16 protein-coding genes and 1 pseudogene are annotated in these 18,576 nt (G+C 40.6%); 11 read left to right on the top strand and 6 right to left on the bottom strand.

What is annotated here, in order from left to right; translation table 11 throughout:
• The first annotated feature begins 4 nt into the window (after nt 1-4).
• The 4 genes from V7L01_RS33775 (at nt 5) to V7L01_RS33760 (ending at nt 1,741) form a co-directional block, all read left to right on the top strand.
• The gene (locus V7L01_RS33775) at nt 5-292 is read left to right on the top strand and encodes a hypothetical protein (protein WP_335042669.1); all 288 of its coding nucleotides are present in this window, start codon (nt 5-7) and stop codon (nt 290-292) included.
• On the top strand, nt 282-896 hold the full coding sequence (locus tag V7L01_RS33770) for an ankyrin repeat domain-containing protein (RefSeq protein ID WP_335042668.1): 615 nt from the start codon (nt 282-284) through the stop codon (nt 894-896). The genes V7L01_RS33775 and V7L01_RS33770 overlap by 11 nt, the downstream gene beginning before the upstream one ends.
• Before the next feature lie 409 nt (nt 897-1,305).
• Nucleotides 1,306-1,536, top strand: coding sequence for a type II toxin-antitoxin system HicA family toxin (locus V7L01_RS33765; RefSeq protein WP_335042726.1), 231 nt, complete (start codon nt 1,306-1,308; stop codon nt 1,534-1,536).
• A complete protein-coding gene (locus V7L01_RS33760; RefSeq protein ID WP_335042667.1) occupies nt 1,523-1,741 on the top strand; it encodes a type II toxin-antitoxin system HicB family antitoxin in 219 nt (72 codons plus the stop codon). Before V7L01_RS33765 ends, V7L01_RS33760 begins: the two co-directional genes overlap by 14 nt.
• 759 nt (nt 1,742-2,500) lie before the next feature.
• On the opposite strand, the gene V7L01_RS33755 is transcribed toward V7L01_RS33760, so the two are convergent.
• The 3 genes from V7L01_RS33755 to petN form a co-directional block, all read right to left on the bottom strand.
• Nucleotides 2,501-5,650, bottom strand: coding sequence for a GAF domain-containing protein (locus V7L01_RS33755; RefSeq protein WP_335042665.1), 3,150 nt, complete (start codon nt 5,648-5,650; stop codon nt 2,501-2,503).
• A 153-nt stretch (nt 5,651-5,803) separates the two neighbouring features.
• Nucleotides 5,804-5,965, bottom strand: coding sequence for a hypothetical protein (locus V7L01_RS33750; RefSeq protein ID WP_335042664.1), 162 nt, complete (start codon nt 5,963-5,965; stop codon nt 5,804-5,806).
• A 7-nt stretch (nt 5,966-5,972) separates the two neighbouring features.
• Nucleotides 5,973-6,062 carry a cytochrome b6-f complex subunit PetN gene (gene petN, locus V7L01_RS33745; RefSeq protein ID WP_012408302.1) on the bottom strand — a complete coding sequence of 30 codons (90 nt, stop codon included), beginning with the start codon at nt 6,060-6,062 and terminating at the stop codon, nt 5,973-5,975.
• 459 nt (nt 6,063-6,521) lie between these two features.
• Between petN and V7L01_RS33740 the strand changes: the two genes are divergently transcribed.
• The 4 genes from V7L01_RS33740 to V7L01_RS33725 all read left to right on the top strand — a co-directional run bounded on the left by V7L01_RS33740 (nt 6,522) and on the right by V7L01_RS33725 (nt 11,071).
• On the top strand, nt 6,522-8,408 hold the full coding sequence (locus tag V7L01_RS33740; RefSeq protein ID WP_335042662.1) for an ATP-binding protein: 1,887 nt from the start codon (nt 6,522-6,524) through the stop codon (nt 8,406-8,408).
• Nucleotides 8,409-8,438: 30 nt separating this feature from the next.
• Nucleotides 8,439-9,713 (top strand): sensor histidine kinase, encoded by a 1,275-nt coding sequence (locus V7L01_RS33735; RefSeq protein ID WP_335042661.1) that lies wholly within the window; start codon nt 8,439-8,441, stop codon nt 9,711-9,713.
• A 112-nt stretch (nt 9,714-9,825) separates the two neighbouring features.
• Nucleotides 9,826-10,260, top strand: a complete 435-nt coding sequence (locus tag V7L01_RS33730) for a hypothetical protein (RefSeq protein ID WP_335042725.1) — start codon at nt 9,826-9,828, stop codon at nt 10,258-10,260.
• 247 nt (nt 10,261-10,507) lie between these two features.
• On the top strand, nt 10,508-11,071 hold the full coding sequence (locus tag V7L01_RS33725) for a 3'-5' exonuclease (protein ID WP_335042660.1): 564 nt from the start codon (nt 10,508-10,510) through the stop codon (nt 11,069-11,071).
• Here V7L01_RS33725 and V7L01_RS33720 read toward each other — a convergent pair.
• A complete protein-coding gene (locus V7L01_RS33720) occupies nt 11,068-11,457 on the bottom strand; it encodes a hypothetical protein (protein WP_335042659.1) in 390 nt (129 codons plus the stop codon). The genes V7L01_RS33725 and V7L01_RS33720 overlap by 4 nt on opposite strands.
• A gap of 790 nt (nt 11,458-12,247) precedes the next feature.
• Between V7L01_RS33720 and V7L01_RS33715 the strand changes: the two are divergent.
• A pseudogene (locus tag V7L01_RS33715) lies at nt 12,248-12,765 on the top strand (superoxide dismutase); the annotation flags it as partial.
• A gap of 154 nt (nt 12,766-12,919) precedes the next feature.
• On the opposite strand, the gene V7L01_RS33710 reads toward V7L01_RS33715, so the two are convergent.
• Nucleotides 12,920-14,356, bottom strand: coding sequence for a hypothetical protein (locus V7L01_RS33710; protein ID WP_335042658.1), 1,437 nt, complete (start codon nt 14,354-14,356; stop codon nt 12,920-12,922).
• Nucleotides 14,357-14,469: 113 nt separating this feature from the next.
• Nucleotides 14,470-15,114, bottom strand: a complete 645-nt coding sequence (locus V7L01_RS33705; protein ID WP_335042657.1) for a hypothetical protein — start codon at nt 15,112-15,114, stop codon at nt 14,470-14,472.
• A 1,111-nt stretch (nt 15,115-16,225) separates the two neighbouring features.
• On the opposite strand from V7L01_RS33705, the gene V7L01_RS33700 reads away from it, so the two are divergent.
• Both V7L01_RS33700 and V7L01_RS33695 read left to right on the top strand, forming a co-directional pair.
• Complete coding sequence (locus V7L01_RS33700; protein WP_335042656.1) at nt 16,226-16,654, top strand: hypothetical protein; 429 nt, start codon at nt 16,226-16,228, stop codon at nt 16,652-16,654.
• A gap of 551 nt (nt 16,655-17,205) precedes the next feature.
• Entirely contained in the window at nt 17,206-18,564 is a 1,359-nt protein-coding gene (locus tag V7L01_RS33695) for an APC family permease (protein ID WP_335042655.1), read from the top strand.
• The last annotated feature ends 12 nt before the right edge of the window (nt 18,565-18,576 follow it).

Below are 18,576 nucleotides of genomic sequence, written 5' to 3'. Positions count from 1 at the left end.
AATTATGAGCGGAACAACACAGGTGCAGAAACAAGGGGTTATTGATTTTCTGAGTATGATTTATAATGGACACCCCGAATATTCGCTGTTTGCTGTAAAAGCACCAATTGATGAAGTTGTGCAAGCGTGGATGGAATTACGCCAAGGTTTATCCAAGCGTGATAGACGCGATTATCAGACAATGAAATACAAAGAATATCGCGTCAAAAATCGCCAGATGCAATGGGAGAAAAATATTTTGCTGAAGTTTGTTAAACCCTCTAGAGAACTAAATTATTCAATTGTTAGTTGATGCAGGATGCAACGTTAACACAAGAAAACTTGGTCAAGACACACCTTTAACAGCAGCATGTCGAATTGCCCATGTTAAAAATGTCCAAGCATTAATTAGCGCAGGTGCTAATGTTAACAAAGTTGGAAGGCATGACATGGCTCCACTTGTTACCGTTTTCCTTTCATCACGAATGAATACAGCTTTAGCGGAACATGGACTTGCAGAAAAAGAAAATAATATCGTTTCTAAAATTACACAAATTGTTCAAGCATTAACCGAGGCAGGTGCAGATTTAAACGTTTATGAAGTTAACGGCAAAACAGCACTTATGCTCGCTGGTGAACAGAGTTATTTCGATATTGTCAAAATGCTGATTGTCGGAGGAGCAAATATTAATGCATTAATGCAACCTGACGAGCAAAGTATCTTTGTTCGAGGAAGAAATATTGTTTGTAAAACAGCTTTACATTTAGCAGTGGAAGCGGAAAATATTCAAGCAATCAAAATGTTGTTGGAAGCTGGTGCAAATGTCAATATTCCCGACAGCGAAGGGAAAACACCACTTGATATTGCGATTGAGAAGAATTTGACAGAAATAGTCGAGCTTATTACTTATAAGTAGGTTGCAAAATGCAATCGCCTAATTGCACCTTCCAAAAGCGATCGCCTGTAAAATCTCTATTGTGCGATCGCCTCTTCTTCCTCTGTGTTCTCTGCGCCTCTGTGGTTCTTTAAAAAGAGCGATCGCCTAGCAAAATCTCCAGCGTGCATAGGCGTTCTAGATTTTTCCAGTGAAGCTGATTTAGTGGTTTGATTGCAACAGCAGTAATAAGATATGTATTCCACAATGTGAGCGATCGCCCTTTCTTTTCTCTGCGCCTATGTGGTTCATTAAAAAAGAGCGATCGCCTGCAAAATCTTCACCGTCTTCATTGGAAATGCGATCGCCCTGGACTCATCTTGGAGTATTGCATTCTCCAATTTGCTGTAAGTGCGATATTTTGGGATTAATTAAGCGTTTAGACCTGACAATGCCCAAGAAAATCAGGGAACTCAAACAAATGTTGCTAAGAGCGAATTTTACAGAAATCCCAGGTAAAGGAAGTCATACAAACTGGATACATCCATTTTATGCAGGAAAACTCACGGTTTCTGGTAAAGACAGTTCAGACGCAAAACGCTATCAAGAGAAAGATGTTCAACAAGCAATTCAAGAAGTAGAAAAAAAACAGCAAGAGAATCAAGAAGATGAGCAAATTTAAATATCAAATGCTAATTCAATGGTCTGATGAAGACAACTGCTTTTTAGTCGGATTTCCCGATTTCCCTGGACAGCCTTTTCGGACGCATGGCGACACTTATGAGGAAGCTGTTGCAAATGGTGCTGAAGCGTTGGAGTCACTGATAATGGCTTATGAAGCCACCGGAGAAGCACTTCCAAAACCGACCGTTTGTAAGATAGCTTAAATGGGTAGCGCGTTGACAAAGTGACTCGCTTCTTCTGTATAGGCTAACCTGGCTTTATAAGCTTGGATAGCCGCAAAAGCCTTCTCCCTCTAAGTCAAAAAATATATCTAATTCACTACCAGGTGCATAATCTGTAATAGCAGTGATTGCAGCTAGTGCTAATTGACGTTTTTGCTCATCTTTTGTAAGTGAGTTTTTTTTCTTGAAGAACCAATTGCAGAGCTGATTCAGCTATTTTCAGGCGATCGCTTATGCTCAGGTTTGGGAGTGCTTGAAGAATTTCTTTAGTTTCCATATTAATTCATATAGCAACTTATATTACTAATGCTAGTGAAATTATAATAAGCGATCGCCTAAATATCTCCACAGTGCGTAGGCAAAGCCCACCTAAGGCATCGCTCTCTTTTTCCTCTGTGTTCTCTGCGCCTCTGTGGTTTGTTAAAAAGAGCGCTCACCTGCAAAACCTTCAGCGTGCGATCGCTCGGTTTATTTTCTAAATTTCTTGCCATTCTCTAGCATCAATAAAAATAGATAGATGTTTTTTATTGCTTGTGGCAATAATAACCTCATGCCCATAAATAGCAACTAAAATCGAGTGTGCCTATTGCGTGACATAAAAAAGCGATCGCTCTCTTTTTGCTCTGTGTCCTCTGCGCCTCTGTGGTTTGTTGAAAAAAGCGTAGACAGATGGCGTAGCCTCTCCAAGAGTTGCCCATCGTTCGCGTAGCGTCTCGTAGAGAAAGCACCGCCCATTTTTTATTAACTAACTGTCCGTTTTAGCGGGATTTCTATCCATAACTCACAGCCTTTACCAGGTTCAGAAACACACTTGATATTACCGCCGTGTTTTTCCACAATAATTTGGTAGCTAATAGATAATCCTAAGCCAGTACCTTGGCCTGGTTGTTTGGTGGTAAAGAAAGGTTCAAAAATGCGCGATCGCATCATCTCTGGAATTCCACAACCATTATCGGCAATGCAAATCAGAATAGTATTCCCTTCGATGACTTCTGTACGAATCCAAATTTTAGGATTGTCAATGATTTTTCCACTAGTTGCTGAGTGTTCCAGTGCATCGATCGCATTGTTGAGAATATTCATAAATACCTGATTCATCTGCGCTGCATAGCATACTACTAGGGGCAATTCACCATATTGCTTAACTACCTCAATAGCAAAAGAATTAGTCTCTGGTTGCAGTCGATGTTGTAAAATTAGCAAAGTACTGTCGATACCTTCATGAAGGTCAATGGGCTTCATTCCTGCTTGGTCAAGTCGAGAAAAAATTCGTAACGACAAAACTAATTGAGAGATCCGCTCTGCCCCCATCTTCATTGAAATAAGAATTTTGGGCAAGTCGTCACTAATGAAATCTATATCCACTCCTGATGCTTGCTTTTGAATTTCCCCTGTTGCCTTAGGATACTGTTTCTGATAAACGCGCAGTAATTTAAATAAATTTTCGGTATGTTCCGTAACATAAGTGATGTTGCCATAAATGAAACTAATCGGGTTGTTAATTTCATGTGCTACACCAGCAACTAACTGCCCTAAGCCTGCCATTTTCTCACTTTGAATCAACTGGCTCTGAGTGTGCTGTAATTCTTTAAGAGTCTGGGCAATCTCTTGTTTTTGACGTTGAGTTTGTTCGAGTAATTCTGCTTGCTGAAGCCCTACTCCTAACTGAGTACCAATCTGCATCAGCAAATCTACCTCATCTTCTTGCCAATCACGGGGTTTGATATTTTGATAAGCTGCTAGTAATCCCCAGAGTTTCTTACCTTGAAAAATTGGCACAATTATATATGCTCTAGCCTCCATTAGCTCAAGCAGGGCAATATGAGAGATAGAATAATTGGCGCTGTAAATATCTTTAATGACAATACTTTTACCATTAGCAAAGTTTCTGCTTTGGGTTTTTTGCAAGTAATCATCTGCGTAGGCGTAGCCCGTCGTAGACATCGCAGGTACAATTTCCCTTATTGGTTTCCAACCTTGGGCTAACGACTCAGCAACAAATTCGCCACTCCAATCAGTCCGAAATCGATAGATTGTCACTCTTTCAACTTCCAATAGCCGCCGGACTTCTTCTGTACTGGTGGCAAAGATGGTGTCAATATCAAGAGACTGGCGAATTTTCTCCACCGTTGCGGCTAGGGCCTTCTCTCTTTCGGCTGCTTTCCGTTCTCGTTCGGCGGCTTGAGCTAGTTTCTGGGCTTGCACCTGCATCTGTTTCAATGACTCAGCTTGCTGTAATGCTACCCCCAATTGGACGCCAACTTGTGCTAGCAAATTGATTTCCTCATCTTGCCAATAACGGGGCTGGGAGTTTTGATAAGCTACTAGCAATCCCCACAGCTTCTCGCCTTGAGAAATTGGTACAAAAACTTCATTACGTGCATACTTACCCGCTTGCTTTTCTTGTACAAGCAGGCGTTCCGTCACAGGCTGCGGCTTAACCATTGGTGTCCAGCCATCAACAATGGAGTCAGCCACAAATTCGCCACTCCAGTCAGGATAGAAGCGGTAAATTGCGACTCGTTCTACTTCTAATAGCCGACGAACTTCTTGAGTTGTGGTTTTAAAGATGGCTTCAATTTCCAGTGACTGACGAATTTTTTCTACGGTGTTCGCCAACGCCCTTTGCCTTTCAGCAGCTTTGCCGATCTCTGCTGCTTGGATTTGCATTTGTTGGATAAATTCGGCTTGCTGCAAAGCTACACCTAATTGGGTGCCCACTTGAGTAAGCAAGTAAACCTCATCTTTTTGCCAATCACGGGTTCTGGCGTTCTGGTACACTGCTAGCAAGCCCCAGAGCTTCTGACCGTGGTAAATGGCAATAATCGCATAGGCTCTTGCCTGATAAATCTCTAAGATTTTAATGTAGCAGTCGCTAAAGCCGGAATTGTAAATATCATTACAAACCCGATAGACTTCACACCGACTGAAGCTACCACCCTCTGTATCTTGTAAGTAGGTATCAGCGACTGGAGGTGTAGCTAAATCTTTGGCGCTACATTCACTGACGTTTTCACTCAATTCCGGCCGCTGCGACTGTTCGTGGATGAGAGAAGTCCAACCTTCTGCCACTGATTCAAACACGAATTCACCACTCCAATCGTGATTGAAGCGATAAATAGCCACGCGATCGGCATTTAGCAGCTGCCTAAGTTCTGCGGTGGTTGTGCGGAAAATGCTTTCCAGGTCTAGAAATTGACGAATTTTCTCAATGGTTATGGCTATAGTTCTTTGCCATTGGGCTGCTTTTTCTCTGGCTTTTGCTTGTGCTAGTTCTGCCGATTGGAGTTTTACTTGTTCCAGGTAATCTGCTTGCTGTAAAGCAACTGCTAGATGTTCGGCGATTAATTGCACAAACTCAATTTCTGATGCTTCCCATTGCCGAGGATTACTACACTGATGAATACACAGCAATCCCCATAAATCTTTACCCTTTATTAAAGGGGCAGTTATGTTGGCACGGACTTGGAATCTTTCTAGCATTTGGACGTGGCAATCACTGACACCAGCTTGATATATATCGGACATTGCTTTAATCCGACCTTGCTGATACAATCCTGCAAACTCCGCAGCAAAGCAGCGATCGTGCAGTTTGGCTGCTAATGCCGAACCCCATTCTGCTGCCACATCTTCATAGATAAATTCCCCTTCCCATCCCAATTGGGGATAAAAACGAAACACACTAACCCGATCGGTTTTCAGAAGCTGACGTACTTCAGTGACTGTAATTTTGAAGATGGCGTCTGTGTCTAGAGACTCGCGAATGCGGGCAATAACTCCAGACAAGGTTTTTTGTCGATCGTTCTGACCCAGAGAGAATGTCACATCTGAATGAGATTCTTGCTGTTCTGAATTTGGTTGTATGGGTTGAGTAGTAGAGGAGTTTTCCATTCCCAATGGGACTTTAAATATTGAAAGTCTTCTATCTTATGATTCCCCTAGCGATCGCAAAGTTAACAGCTCTTTGCTGGGAATGCCAATAAAATAGTGTAGGGACACGATATTATCATGTCCCTACTAAAACATTTTTCAACCACGATAGAATTATCGCCGCTTGGGAGTGGCGCTGCGGGTGGTGCGCTTTTCTTCATCTCGGCGACGGCGATCGCGCCAGTCTGCCAGCGTTAAATAACCAATACCACCAGTGACTACTACGAGTAGCACCACGGCTACTATTGTTAAAATACTCAAAAATGGACTTTCCACGATGCCTCTACAGTCCGTTACGTCCCCACACTACCATTGCAATTGACCAAGTGAACACAACTAACAATGATACCCAACCTAGTGTCAAAATCTCCATAGTCCCACTTTTCAAATAATTACAAATGGTTTCTAATATTTATCATACAAGGATTGGGGAGGCTCAGATTTTTTTTAGAAATGACATTGTAAGTTTTGCGTGCGATGTCCAGGGCTATTTCGTTCTAGACATAAACCGCCCAGAACTAAAGTTCCGCGGCTCATAGCCCAAGTCCACTAAGCGTGGACTAAAAGCCTTTCTAGTCGTCTTTAGACGAATGAGTGCTATTAGCCTCAGAATAAATTCTGAGGCGGGCTAGATGAGAATGAAATAGCCCTGGTGCGATGTCTACGACGGGCTACGCCTACGCAAAGGAAACACTATATTTTATTGGTACGCTAGTACTTGAAGCAATAATGAAAACTAATATAAAAAATTTGCGATCGCGCTTTCCTACTTAATGCTTTGGGAATACTAGGGTTATGCGTATATATTTCCAATCCAGCAACCGCTAGTATTATGCCGACATTTTTCAACTATCCTTTCCAGTCCAACGGTTTTATTCCCCACGGACATTGTTATCTTTGGCAAACTGGATTAGTTTGGCTGCACATTATTTCTGATGCCACGATCGCTCTTGCCTATTATTCTATTCCCTTCTTACTGATTTACTTCATTTCTAAGCGCAGAGACGTTCCTTTCAATGGAGTCTTTTTGTTATTTGGTGCTTTTATCATTGCCTGCGGTACTGGACATTTGATGGATATTTGGACGCTTTGGCATCCAGACTATTGGGTTGCAGGTGCTTTAAAAGCTGTAACTGCCATTATTTCGATATATACGGCATTTGCGTTATTTTATCTCATGCCTCAAGCTCTAACACTACCTAGCCCTGCCCAGTTAGAAGTTATCAATCGAGTGCTTTCAACTGAAATTGTAGAGCGCAAGCGCATCGAGAAAGAACTACGCTTTGCAGAAGAAGTCGCTCAAAACTCCAGCCAAGCCAAGAGTGAATTTCTCGCCAATATGAGTCATGAACTACGCACACCTCTCAACGGCATCCTGGGCTATACACAAATCCTGCAACGCACAGAATCTTTGACTGAAAAAGGCCGCAAAGGAGTCGGCATCATTTATCAATGTGGTTCCCACCTTTTAACCCTAATTAATGATGTCCTGGATCTCTCCAAAATAGAAGCCCGGAAGTTGGAATTGTATCCTGTTGATTTCTACCTACCTGCCTTTATAGATAGCGTGACTGAAATTTGCCGCATCCGGGCAGAACAAAAGGTCATCGGATTTCACGTAGAACTCGATCCTGATTTGCCAACGGGCATTCATGCTGATGAAAAACGCTTGCGACAAGTACTGATTAACTTGCTTAGTAATGCGATTAAATTTACTAACCAAGGCAGTGTTACCTTCAAAGTTCAGGTCATTGGTCAAGAATTAAACGCCAATGGACAAACTAGCTATAAAATCCGCTTTCAGGTAATAGATACTGGCACGGGTATAAGCCCCGAACAAGCCGACAAAATCTTTCAGCCCTTTGAGCAAGTGGGAAGTCAGAAACGACAAACTGAAGGTACAGGCTTGGGATTAGCAATCAGCCAAAAAATTGTTTTGTTGATGGGTGGTCAAATTCAGGTGGAAAGTAGCTTATCTAAAGGTAGCACTTTCTGGTTTGAGGCAAAATTGCCAGAATCTAAAGACTGGGCAAAGGTTTCTAGAGTGGTTGAGCAGGGAACCATTATTGGTTATCAAGGACAAAGGTGTACCATTTTGATTGCGGATGACAAATGGGAAAACCGATCGGTAATTGTAAATTTACTAGAGCCTGTTGGGTTTACTGTTGTAGAAGCTAATAACGGTCAAGAAGCATGGGAACAGGCTCTAATCTACAAACCAGATATGATTATCACTGACCTAGTGATGCCTATATTGAATGGATTTGAGTTGATCGAACGTTTGCGTCAGTCTGGGCCATTTAAAGAGATTGCTGTCATTGCTTCCTCTGCCAGCGTGTTTGCAATCGACCAGCACAAGAGTATTGATATAGGTGCAGATGCATTTCTACCAAAGCCTATAGAAGCTGAAACACTGCTAGAAATGCTACGACAATTTTTGAAACTGGAATGGATATTTGACATTAAGGTAGAGGCAAATAAAAAAACCTATACAGGTGGTTTGGAACAACCAAATGAAATGATTCCTCCTACGAAAGAGGTTTTACAACAGTTACTAGAACTGACACAAGACGGCGATATTCAAAAAATTTTAGAACTGGCTCAGAAACTTCCTGCATCTGACGAACGCTTAAGCATTTTTACCCTGCAAATCGTTCAGCTTGCTAGTAATTTCCAACTCAAACGTTTGGAAACTTTTATTCAACAATACATCAATTAATTTGAGTTAAATTATAATTTAAAATTCATCATGAGCAAAACTCAAAATAACGGATTTATTTTGATTGTAGATGATAATCCGACAAATTTATCTGTCCTGTGTGAAGCACTCAATAGTGAGGGTTTTCGTTTTCGTGTTGCAGTCGATGGAGAAAGTGCGATCGCTCAAGCCGAACGCAATCAACCAGAGTTGATTTTGCTGGATGTACAAATGCCTGGTATTGACGGATTTGAAACTTGTCGTCGCCTCAAAGCCAATCCTGTTACCCAAAACATTCCGATTATTTTCACGACTGCCTTAGCAGATACGGAAAGCAAAACGAAGGGATTTTCCCTTGGTGCAGTAGACTATATTCCTAAACCGTTTGCACAAGAGGAAGTCATTGCTAGAGTGCGCGTGCATTTACAACTCAAACAATTGACTGAATCTTTGGAACAACAAGTTAGCGATCGCACCAGGGCTTTGCAACAAGCCCAAGTCAAACTGGTACAGCAAGAGAAATTATCAACACTCGGAGAGCTAATCGCTGGTATTGGCCATGAAATCAACAACCCCATCAACTTTATTTCCAGCAATATTCCACCCTTGCAAGAATACATTGCAGGAGTAACCAAGTTGCTCCTACTGTATGAACAAGAGTATCCAAACCCAACAGCCAAAATTACCACTGCTATTGAGGAATTGGATCTAAACTTCGTTCTCGAAGATATGGCAAAAATCTTGAACTCACTCCAGCTAGGAAGCGAACGAATTCGGAACCTTTCTAATTCACTCCGTAGCTTCTGCCGCTCGGATAGCGATGCCAAAATATTTGCTGATTTGCACCAAGGGCTAGATAGTACACTAATGATTTTGCAACACCGCCTCAATGCTAATAGCGATCGTCCCCGCATTGAAGTTATTAAAAACTACGGAGTATTACCACAGGTAAACTGCTATCTAGGGCAGATGAATCAAGTATTTATGAATATTCTAGCAAATGCAGTTGATGCCCTTGATGAAGCTATGATGCTAGGCAAAATGAGCAATCTAATTCCTCAGATTCAAATTGCAACAGAAATAGATTCTAAACAAATGGTTGTAATTCGGATTGCGGACAATGGGATTGGTGTTCCGGAACGGCTCAAAAAACGCTTGTTTGAGCCGTTGTTTACCACAAAAAACGTTGGTAAAGGCACTGGGCTTGGCTTGTCGATCGCCTATGAAATAGTTGTAGAGAAACATGAAGGTGTATTAGATGTAAATTCTCAACCAGGTGCAGGAACCGAGTTTATAATCAAAATTCCCCATGAAAGCAGCATTTAATTAATTACAAAACCGCTCTAGCATTTATCATACTAAAGACAGGAGAAAGATTTTCCCAATACCTAATCCCTAATTTTTATATAGAGTGAATGAAACTTTAGATCCTCAATTAATGGCAGAACGCATAGAATCCCTCAAAGCTGGAATAATTGGGGGATTATCTGTGTGTTTTGCTTTTGCGATCGCTAATCTTTTAAATACTTTAGTACTGGCAAAGTATGTTCAGACACTCGCATGTCTGCAAAATGATGTTAATTGGCACTTGTGGGTGAGTGGTGCAGTTGCTAGTTTTACTGGTTTCCTATTTGGTGTCACCTACCGCTATATCATCCGCTCAGATCAAAATCCCCAGCTCAAAGCCGGTGGTGTGCTCGCCTTTGGCTTGGTGCGGGGATTAACTCAGATAGAAATTGGCTGGAATTCTCACAGCACAATCTGGCCTTTTTTTGTGTTGGCTTTTGAAAGTGTATTGTGGTTTGCGTTGGCTGCGATCGCTCTTAATATCGCGATTCAACTCCGTTGGGTTAAACCTTTTTCATCAATCTAAATTCCCTTTCCCTAAATTCTTGTTTAGTGAAGTGGAGAAAATGACTATAAAATTTGTCTTTTCAGCATAGTAGGGACGCACATTTGTGCGCTTTTATAGAGGGTTGTGGTTCAAATAGATGAAAAAGGCTGTAAGTATTGCGCTTATGTAGTGTAAATGTTACAATATTATTACAAGTTTAATTGAATAAGTGTAAAAATACGTATAAATAATTACTAATACTAATTGCAAATCTCTATTACCTAATATGAAAATTAAAAGATCCCACTATTATCTGATAGTCGATTTGGAGGCTACGTGCTGTGACAGTAAGACTATTCCTCGTCACGAAATGGAAATCATCGAAATTGGTGGGGTGATGCTCAATCGAGCAACATGGGAAATTGATTCTGAGTTTCAGCAATTCATTCAACCTGTGAGACATCCGCAACTGACAGGTTTTTGCACCGAATTGACTAGTATTCGGCAGCAAGATGTTGACGAAGCGCCAAAATTTATAGAGGCAATTTCTCGCTTTAAAGAATGGATTTATTCATTTCCCAATCATATTTTTTGTTCTTGGGGCAATTACGACAAAAAGCAATTTATTCAAGATTGCGCGTTTCATAATTTCCCTTATCCTTTTAGTTCCGAACACATAAATATCAAAGAGGAATTTTCAGAATATCTTGGCGTGTCTAAAAAATTCGGTATGGCACAGGCTCTCAATGAGTTGGGAATAGAATTAAAAGGCACACACCATCGTGGCATTGATGATGCCCGCAATATTGCAGTTATCTACAGACAGATTAAAACTAAAAAAATAAGCTAGTCTAAAGGATTCTTGGAGGGGAGTTTTTTATTGTTGGATGAATATTCAGAGCAATTCATTGCTTCTTCAGTGAGAACAATAGAAGGGTTAACAGCACATTTTAAATAATTATTATTGGAATAAAATTGACAGTTTTTGCAGGGAAGTTTATGTAAGCTTTTACTGGGAAAAACCATCTTTTCATCTAAATATGCCCTGACTTTCCGCAAAATCACTAAAAAAATTAACCAACCACTTATAAAGCCAATAGGAGATAAATATATCGCTATATCAGGAATAGTTGATTCATGCGTTTTTACCTGCTCTTTTTTTACTTCGCTCAGGATTACTTGATGTAAATTATTATTGGCTGCTACAGATTTTTGCAAGTTTTGATCGTGATACATATTATTTACCTTTTACTATTTATATGTCTTTATTATCTTGATTTTTGCTAGTCGCTTAACTAACTATTCATTTGGAAAAAGTTCCGACGTATTCCTGTTTCATCAGATTACGTTGATAATTCTGTTTGATTTGGAATACATAGACAATTTTGAAAAAACTCAGCAATTATTTAGAAATAAGACTTGATTTTCCGTTAATCATAGCAAACTTATAAATTGCCCATATTAGAGATATAGATATTACAGCATCGGATAGAATAAGGGTAATTATGAATTAGGTTTATTTCTCTATATCTTAATAAAATAAAAATAACCGCACAGTCGCCAGCAACTCAAGTTTTAATGTTTACAAGGGTTTAATTATAGGTTTAGCAAAATAAAGCTTTTGCTATATCTGTCAAGGGTTTTGCTTGTAATTTTAAGTTATATACCCAAGGGAATAAATTAGATAATCGGCTTATAAGTAGATACTTTTATGTTAAAATATGCAGCAAGATATTCTTAAAAGTTTCTAGGCATTAAATCTATGTCACTTTGAAGTTATTTTTTTACAAAACTTTTGAATGCAATTATTCTTGAATTGGCAGCTTCTCTAGTAGAGAGTTTTCACTGTAATGGGGATTTTAAAATCCGTTAAGCGGCCCCATGCATTAGCAGAGATTAATTATATTATTTTGAGTATTTTAGCTCGAATTACTTGACAAATAAGATAAAATAGATACTTATTAGCTTGATTGGACTGCAAAATAACAGTACATGCTCGGATTACAAGCCAAATAATATTGATTTTGAGGCTACAATTGACGCCGAAACGATAGAAATTGCATCGCGATGCACACCATGCTATCTACGTCAAGAACTTAAATGATGCATTGAAGCAGTATCCAGATTAGTAAAAAAGAAGTGTTGAAGCTTTACTAGTGGATCTGAACAGCGTACCTGTAGATATTAGGACAAAGGTACGTAATAATGGTGGTTGACACCTCAACCATACGATTTTTTGGCAACTTATGAGTCCTGAAGGTGGTGGACAACCATCGAGAGCGATCGCTCAAAAAATTAATCAAACTTTTGGCAGTTTTAATACCTTTAAAAAACAGTTTAACGCAGCAGGTACCACTCGCTTCGGTAGTGGTTGGGTTTGGCTAGTACGCAATCCTCAAAATCAACTCCAGATTGCGATCGCAGCAAATCAGTATAACCCGATTACGGAAGGTTCATATCCGAATCGTGGGTAACGATCTATGGGAACATGCTTATTACCTGAAATATCGCAACCGTCGTCCTGAATATTTGGCTAATTGGTGAAATGTGGTGAATTGGCCTCAGATTAATAGGCGATCGCAACTTTCATCACAACAGCCTCGGTAGCAATACTATCAGTCAAACCGCTCATATAAAAAAGTCAGAGCGCCGGAAATCGGCGCTCTGACTTTGTGTTAAATACCCCTATGTAACATAATTACGAATTACGGATTTTTAAAGTTCGGTGTTTGTAACGGACTATGGATAGTAAAACAATTAGTAATACAAGCGCTTTGATCGTTGATGGCTCTACTACCTTCTTCACTTCCGTAGGGGTTTTAGGAATAACATTACATGGAACCTCAATGATTTGTGTGTGATTAGAACCATTACCACGGGGAGTCAGATCGCATTCGCCTTTGCTGGTGAGAGACAAAGGTGTAGGAGTATTTCCTGGAGGTGTAGGAGTATTTCCTAAAGGTGTAGGAGTATTTCCTGGAGGTGTAGGAGTATTTCCTAAAGGTGTAAGAGTATTTCCTAAAGGCGTGGGTGTATCTCCTGGAGGTGTAGGAGTATTTCCTGAAGGTGTGGGTGTATCTACTAAAGGTGCAAGTGTATTACCTGAAGAAACAGATGCTTGAGCTGAAGAACTATCCCCACCCAGTAGTAAAAGCAGAAGTAAACCAAGACCTCCAACTCCGATGATTGGCCAGAGTGGAAAGGAATCAGGATTGTCTTGTACCAAAACATCTCCCATAGAGCCAGGGAAACTATCGAGTCCCATAGTTTCTCCCTCCAACGCTATTGGATTGTCACTCAGCAAAATATCTCCTGCGAAATCTTCTCCCAAGAGCTGATTCAATCCCTGTGGAATCGCATTATTGGGGCGTCCGAGTTCCCCACCATCTTCGGAGTATGGAAAGGATAGCACTTCAAAAATCCTCTGTTGGAGTTGGTTCCGATCTCCAGAATCCAACGCATTCAAGCCTGTTGAGATTTTATCTACATAAAAATTCGTCATCTCTGGCGACAGACCTAGAGACTGAATCTGCTCCCTGATGTTAGGAATTTTTGAGGCCTCTTCAAACAGCAGTCGTCCGTATGACAACTTCAAGTCTAGTAATCCATTACGGAGACTGACCGAGTTATTGTCTCCTGAGTATGGTGACCAGTAGAACTGCTTGGTTACGAGTCCGAGTCCTTCTACTGGACTGCGACTAATAGGTTGCCCAAGAAGGTATTGAGATCCATCCATGATTCCGGGGGATTCGTTTCTCCAAAATGAGGCGTAAGGTACCTCAGAAAGATTGGGATTGTTACCGTAAAAGCTAGCGAAATTCTGGAAGTTTTTCTCCCCACCGGCTGCTCGTATCAAGAGGTTTTGATAGCTAGTCCCCTCATTTAAATCCAGTAATCGCTGGATTACCGATCCAGTTTTATTGCAGGTTAGACCAAATCCGACATCACATCCAGGAATGACTCGCATCTGGCTCAGATTCTGGTTATTGATTTGATATTGGAGATACTCATACTCCAGTCCTTGTTGGATACCATAGCGTCCAATATTAAGCTGTGCAAAAGCAGACTGACACGTAGTGAGTACTACTGCAACAGATGAGAATGCGATGGTCGCGAAGCGAGCCGCTTTCGGCATCGTAATTTTTTGAACAATTGATTTAAGCAAGATGCACCTCCACTAGACAACAGCAATGAAATTGAGCATTGGAACAGACGGGAAAGGCTTACTGCGCCTTCCCTCCTGCTCCCTCATCCCCCCTTAGATAAATAAATATTGATTGTGATTCCGGTACCTTTGAGATTTCCTGATGAGAGTGTGTGATATAAGACCAATGCCCGGTTTGGCTGGTCAAAAAGAAACCCGCGACGCGTGGGTTTGATCTTCCCTTGCTTTACTAAGGAAACAAAGGCTTCTAAATACCTACGTATACCTTGACGGTTCTGTGGACTAGTACTCATATGACGTTCAACTAGCATCATAAAGAAGTCCAAGCTACGATTTTCCTGTCCCTGAATCAGACTGCCGTTATCTAGGAAAGAACTTGCTATGAGCCTGCCATCAACTTGTTTAACCTTAAACAAAGTAAAGTAACGCCCTTCTTTTTTAGGATCGTTTGCATAACAGACCCAAGAACCCTCTTTATTCTGTGTAAAACCCTGTTCAGCAAGGTAAGAAAGCAAAGAATTACTTGTCTTTACCTGTGGTGGAGGTAATAAATCCTCAATGGGATCTAAAGAGCAAATCCTCTGCATTGTTTTACGTTGAGAAACAGCAGGAGTCTCCTGGGTATAGACACGTAGAGGCTTGTCATCAGACATTGCCATGCTAGACATCGCAACCAATGCAGATATTTGGAGAACGATCGCTCCAAATGAACGAACAATGATATTCATATTTTTCCTGTTACTCTTGCTTACATTGTTAATAATCGAGTCGTTGCTAAATCGGGATTGATCTAGCAGTCCTAAATCATTTGTTAAATTTAAGAGTTTGCCTCATTTGGTCGAGGTTAGCTTAAGCTTTCACCTATCAAATAGGGCTTGTATATATAGATAACTAAGCACAACGAGAATCAATATCTAAATAAACACAAAATATTGATGTCTTATTGACAATACAAATTGGGCTTTTTGATATTTTATATATACAAAAAACTATTGACATTGTGTCAAAACTTTTCTATTTACTATTGTCTATTTTTTGCCATTGCAAAAGGGTTTTATACCTTTATTGCTGGCTGTCTTGATTCCTCAAAAAGGGTTTTGTTAGTTATTTAGTACCTTATATAGGCAGACTTTCAAAAGCTCTGTGCTTTGCACATTGGCGCTTTTGCTGATTTCCTGGATGGATTGAATAAATTTTTGTTTTTTGGAAGCAGCACACCTAACTAGCTGTTTCAGCATGGTTGCAATTTAATGTATAAAATAATATCTCCTAACAGTAAGATAATATTACCATGAGCTTGATACATGCAACAGCATTGTGGACAGTTATCAAAGTTGTACACAGTGAATTGTAACTACCTCTTCATTAAATTTCATGGCAAATAGCACAGAGGCAAAGTCAATCTATCTACACATCACTAGTATTTGAGAACTTAATACTATTGTTCTTAAATTAAGAGGATAAAGTCTCAAAAATAACTAACTTGAAAATTAAAACACGTACACAAAATCTACTCCGATCGCTAACCCAACTTGCTATTTATGCTACCGAGCGATGTCTACGACGGGCTACGCCTACGCATCAAACAGATATACTAAGTATAGAACGATTTAGCTAGCTGTTGTTGCCACAGCCTAGATTCCCCACTTGTCTAAGTGTTGTGCAGAAATGATTAAGTAGGGCTATTATATATTGTCACGACGAAAGAGTATGTCCTTAAGTTGACCCTGTAGATAGAGAAATATCCTGAGCAAAGCTGGTATATTTAAAAGTTTGAGCAGTTACAATTTTTGACTAAAATTAAGAGATTGACTTGGTATTTTTACAAGCCTTGGCAGTATGAATGTGGAATTTTTTAACCGGATTCCTTTGATGCCTTTAGTGTACCTATTATTGGCTTACACTCTCCTGGGATGGTATCTTGCTGCTAATCATATTATTTGGTTAGCGGGAGCTTTTGTTGCTGCTATGGTTATAGCTGTAGTGCGAAAGAGTATTTCTTGGTTAGAGCGTTTAGTTGAATTTGGCTCTCAAACCTTAGTTGTCATATTATTTTTAAGTGTATCAATTGCTTTAATAGCAGCTTGGTCATTATTATTTAGGCTTTTTCTTATACCCTTAGCAACTACACTTTTAGCTGATTTGGAAATGCGCTTTTCTGGCTTCAACAAGCTAGATTCCTTTTGGGTTTTAACAGTCATAGCAGTATTGGGTTTGGTAATGGGCGAAGTAATAGATATCCTACTTTTTCCTAGTAACAGATACTAAAGGATTACAGATTAACGATAAGAATAGATTTGTCTGATTAGGAATAGGTGCATAGATGTGCTCCATTTTTAATCTGAATTTTTAGGCGATCGCTGTCTCTAGCTGCTCGATAAAATAAAGCACGATTACGCACTATTAGTCAATCATTCTCTAGATTACTATAAATCTCACTCACGGAAGAGGTTTTATTGAATCATATTTTCTAGCCTATTACCAGAATTAAGGCGAGCAATGTAAATACTTCTGAAATAAATCGGAGGCAGATGGCGGTTGGGTCTTAACAGCGAACTAGGACATAGTTTCCTGTTCAAAATTGAGTTGCCATTGTTCTGAAAAACATACATGTTGTCTAGCAAGAGAAATTAAAGCGATCGCTCTAGGGAGATTGCTCTGAATGTGGCGAGATGGATATTACCGTTTGCAGGCATATGACTAAATGATTGTCATTTTTGAGTCACATTTGTTTTGAACCATAGAGATATAGGTAAAACAGTGCAAAAAAAGATGAAACAAAGCGGCGAGTCCACACTCAACACTGATAAGGAAGTAATGTGAGTAGACGTAAAGACTACGATTTGCTTCAGCAGACAGCAACAACTGAAGTAGCAGCACCCAAGCCATCGCTCACATTACCAGACGCAGTGGCTGTTATTGTCGGTATTGTCATCGGGGCGGGGATTTTTGAAACCCCGGCTCTAGTGGCAAATCAAGCAGGTAGCGATCTCGCTGTACTACTTTTTTGGCTAATTGGTGGTGTGGTATCTCTGGTAGGAGCGCTGTGCTATGCAGAGTTGGCGACTGTGTATCCCGACGTTGGTGGTGCTTACTATTATTTGAAACGTGCATTCGGGCGGGGAGTCGCCTTTTTATTTGCCTGGGCGCGGATGACAGTGATTCAAACTGGTTCCATTGCGCTGTTGGCATTTGTTTTTGGCGATTATATTTCTCAGATATGGCGGCTAGGTACATTTTCGTCTTCTATTTATGCAGCCATAGCGATCGCACTTTTAACTGCTTTGAACATCATCGGTTTGCAGCAGGGTAAGTGGACACAAAACTTGCTGAGTGCTGCAAAAGTTCTGGGTTTGTTGCTGGTAGTAATTATTGGGCTTACCGCCATTCCTAATTCTGCCACCCCTGTAGAATCTGCATCATCAGGAACGTGGGGACTGGCGATGGTGTTTGTGCTGCTGTCTTACGGCGGTTGGAATGAAGCGGCTTACATCTCGGCGGAAATTCAAGATGGACGACGTAATATTGTGCGATCGCTAATCTGGAGTATTGGGATCATCACTGCCATTTACTTACTAATCAATCTGGCTTACCTGCGGGGATTGGGATTAGCAAACATGGCCCAGTCAGAAGCAGTAGCCGCAGATTTAATGCGCTCTCTTTGGGGCGCACCAGGAGCCTTGTTCATCAGTGTATTGATTGCGATCGCTACCTTGGGAGCAACCAACGCCACAATTTTTACTGGAGCGCGTACCAATTTCGCACTAGGACAGGATTTTTCGCTATTTGGTTTTATGGGACGCTGGCAACAACGCCCTAGTAGTCCTACCCATGCCTTATTGTTGCAAGCTGCGATCGCCTTAGGGCTGGTGTTTTTAGGCACGCTTACCCGCAAAGGCTTTGAAACAATGGTGGATTATACCGCCCCGATATTTTGGTTCTTCTTTTTGCTTTCCGGCATATCACTGCTAGTGTTGCGAATCCGCGAACCCCACATAGTTCGTCCGTTCCGCGTGCCATTTTATCCTTTCACACCGCTGCTCTTTTGTGCCGTCTGCGGTTACTTGCTTTATTCCAGCTTAGTTTATACAGGTGTAGGGGCAGTTGCAGGTGTTTTGGTTGTGACAGCAGGTATCCCACTATTGTTCTGGAATAACTATCGCCAAGGTAGGACTTAATCCAATTTTGGA

Origin of the sequence: Nostoc sp., assembly GCF_036917095.1 — a bacterium.
Lineage (GTDB): Bacteria > Cyanobacteriota > Cyanobacteriia > Cyanobacteriales > Nostocaceae > Nostoc.
The sequence above is the reverse complement of the archived record's forward strand: the minus strand, read 5'-3'. Positions and strand labels throughout refer to the sequence as shown.

What these genes read in the sequence shown, in the direction of transcription:
- V7L01_RS33740 (WP_335042662.1), top strand. Translation starts at nt 6,522, where the DNA reads ATGCCGACATTTTTCAACTATCCTTTCCAGTCCAACGGTTTTATTCCC.
- V7L01_RS33755 (WP_335042665.1), bottom strand. Translation starts at nt 5,650, where the DNA reads ATGGAAAACTCCTCTACTACTCAACCCATACAACCAAATTCAGAACAG.
- V7L01_RS33730 (WP_335042725.1), top strand. Translation starts at nt 9,826, where the DNA reads ATGGCAGAACGCATAGAATCCCTCAAAGCTGGAATAATTGGGGGATTA.
- V7L01_RS33720 (WP_335042659.1), bottom strand. Translation starts at nt 11,457, where the DNA reads ATGTATCACGATCAAAACTTGCAAAAATCTGTAGCAGCCAATAATAAT.
- petN (WP_012408302.1), bottom strand. Translation starts at nt 6,062, where the DNA reads ATGGAGATTTTGACACTAGGTTGGGTATCATTGTTAGTTGTGTTCACT.
- V7L01_RS33725 (WP_335042660.1), top strand. Translation starts at nt 10,508, where the DNA reads ATGAAAATTAAAAGATCCCACTATTATCTGATAGTCGATTTGGAGGCT.
- V7L01_RS33775 (WP_335042669.1), top strand. Translation starts at nt 5, where the DNA reads ATGAGCGGAACAACACAGGTGCAGAAACAAGGGGTTATTGATTTTCTG.
- V7L01_RS33705 (WP_335042657.1), bottom strand. Translation starts at nt 15,114, where the DNA reads ATGAATATCATTGTTCGTTCATTTGGAGCGATCGTTCTCCAAATATCT.
- V7L01_RS33735 (WP_335042661.1), top strand. Translation starts at nt 8,439, where the DNA reads ATGAGCAAAACTCAAAATAACGGATTTATTTTGATTGTAGATGATAAT.
- V7L01_RS33765 (WP_335042726.1), top strand. Translation starts at nt 1,306, where the DNA reads ATGCCCAAGAAAATCAGGGAACTCAAACAAATGTTGCTAAGAGCGAAT.
- V7L01_RS33760 (WP_335042667.1), top strand. Translation starts at nt 1,523, where the DNA reads ATGAGCAAATTTAAATATCAAATGCTAATTCAATGGTCTGATGAAGAC.
- V7L01_RS33700 (WP_335042656.1), top strand. Translation starts at nt 16,226, where the DNA reads ATGAATGTGGAATTTTTTAACCGGATTCCTTTGATGCCTTTAGTGTAC.
- V7L01_RS33710 (WP_335042658.1), bottom strand. Translation starts at nt 14,356, where the DNA reads ATGCCGAAAGCGGCTCGCTTCGCGACCATCGCATTCTCATCTGTTGCA.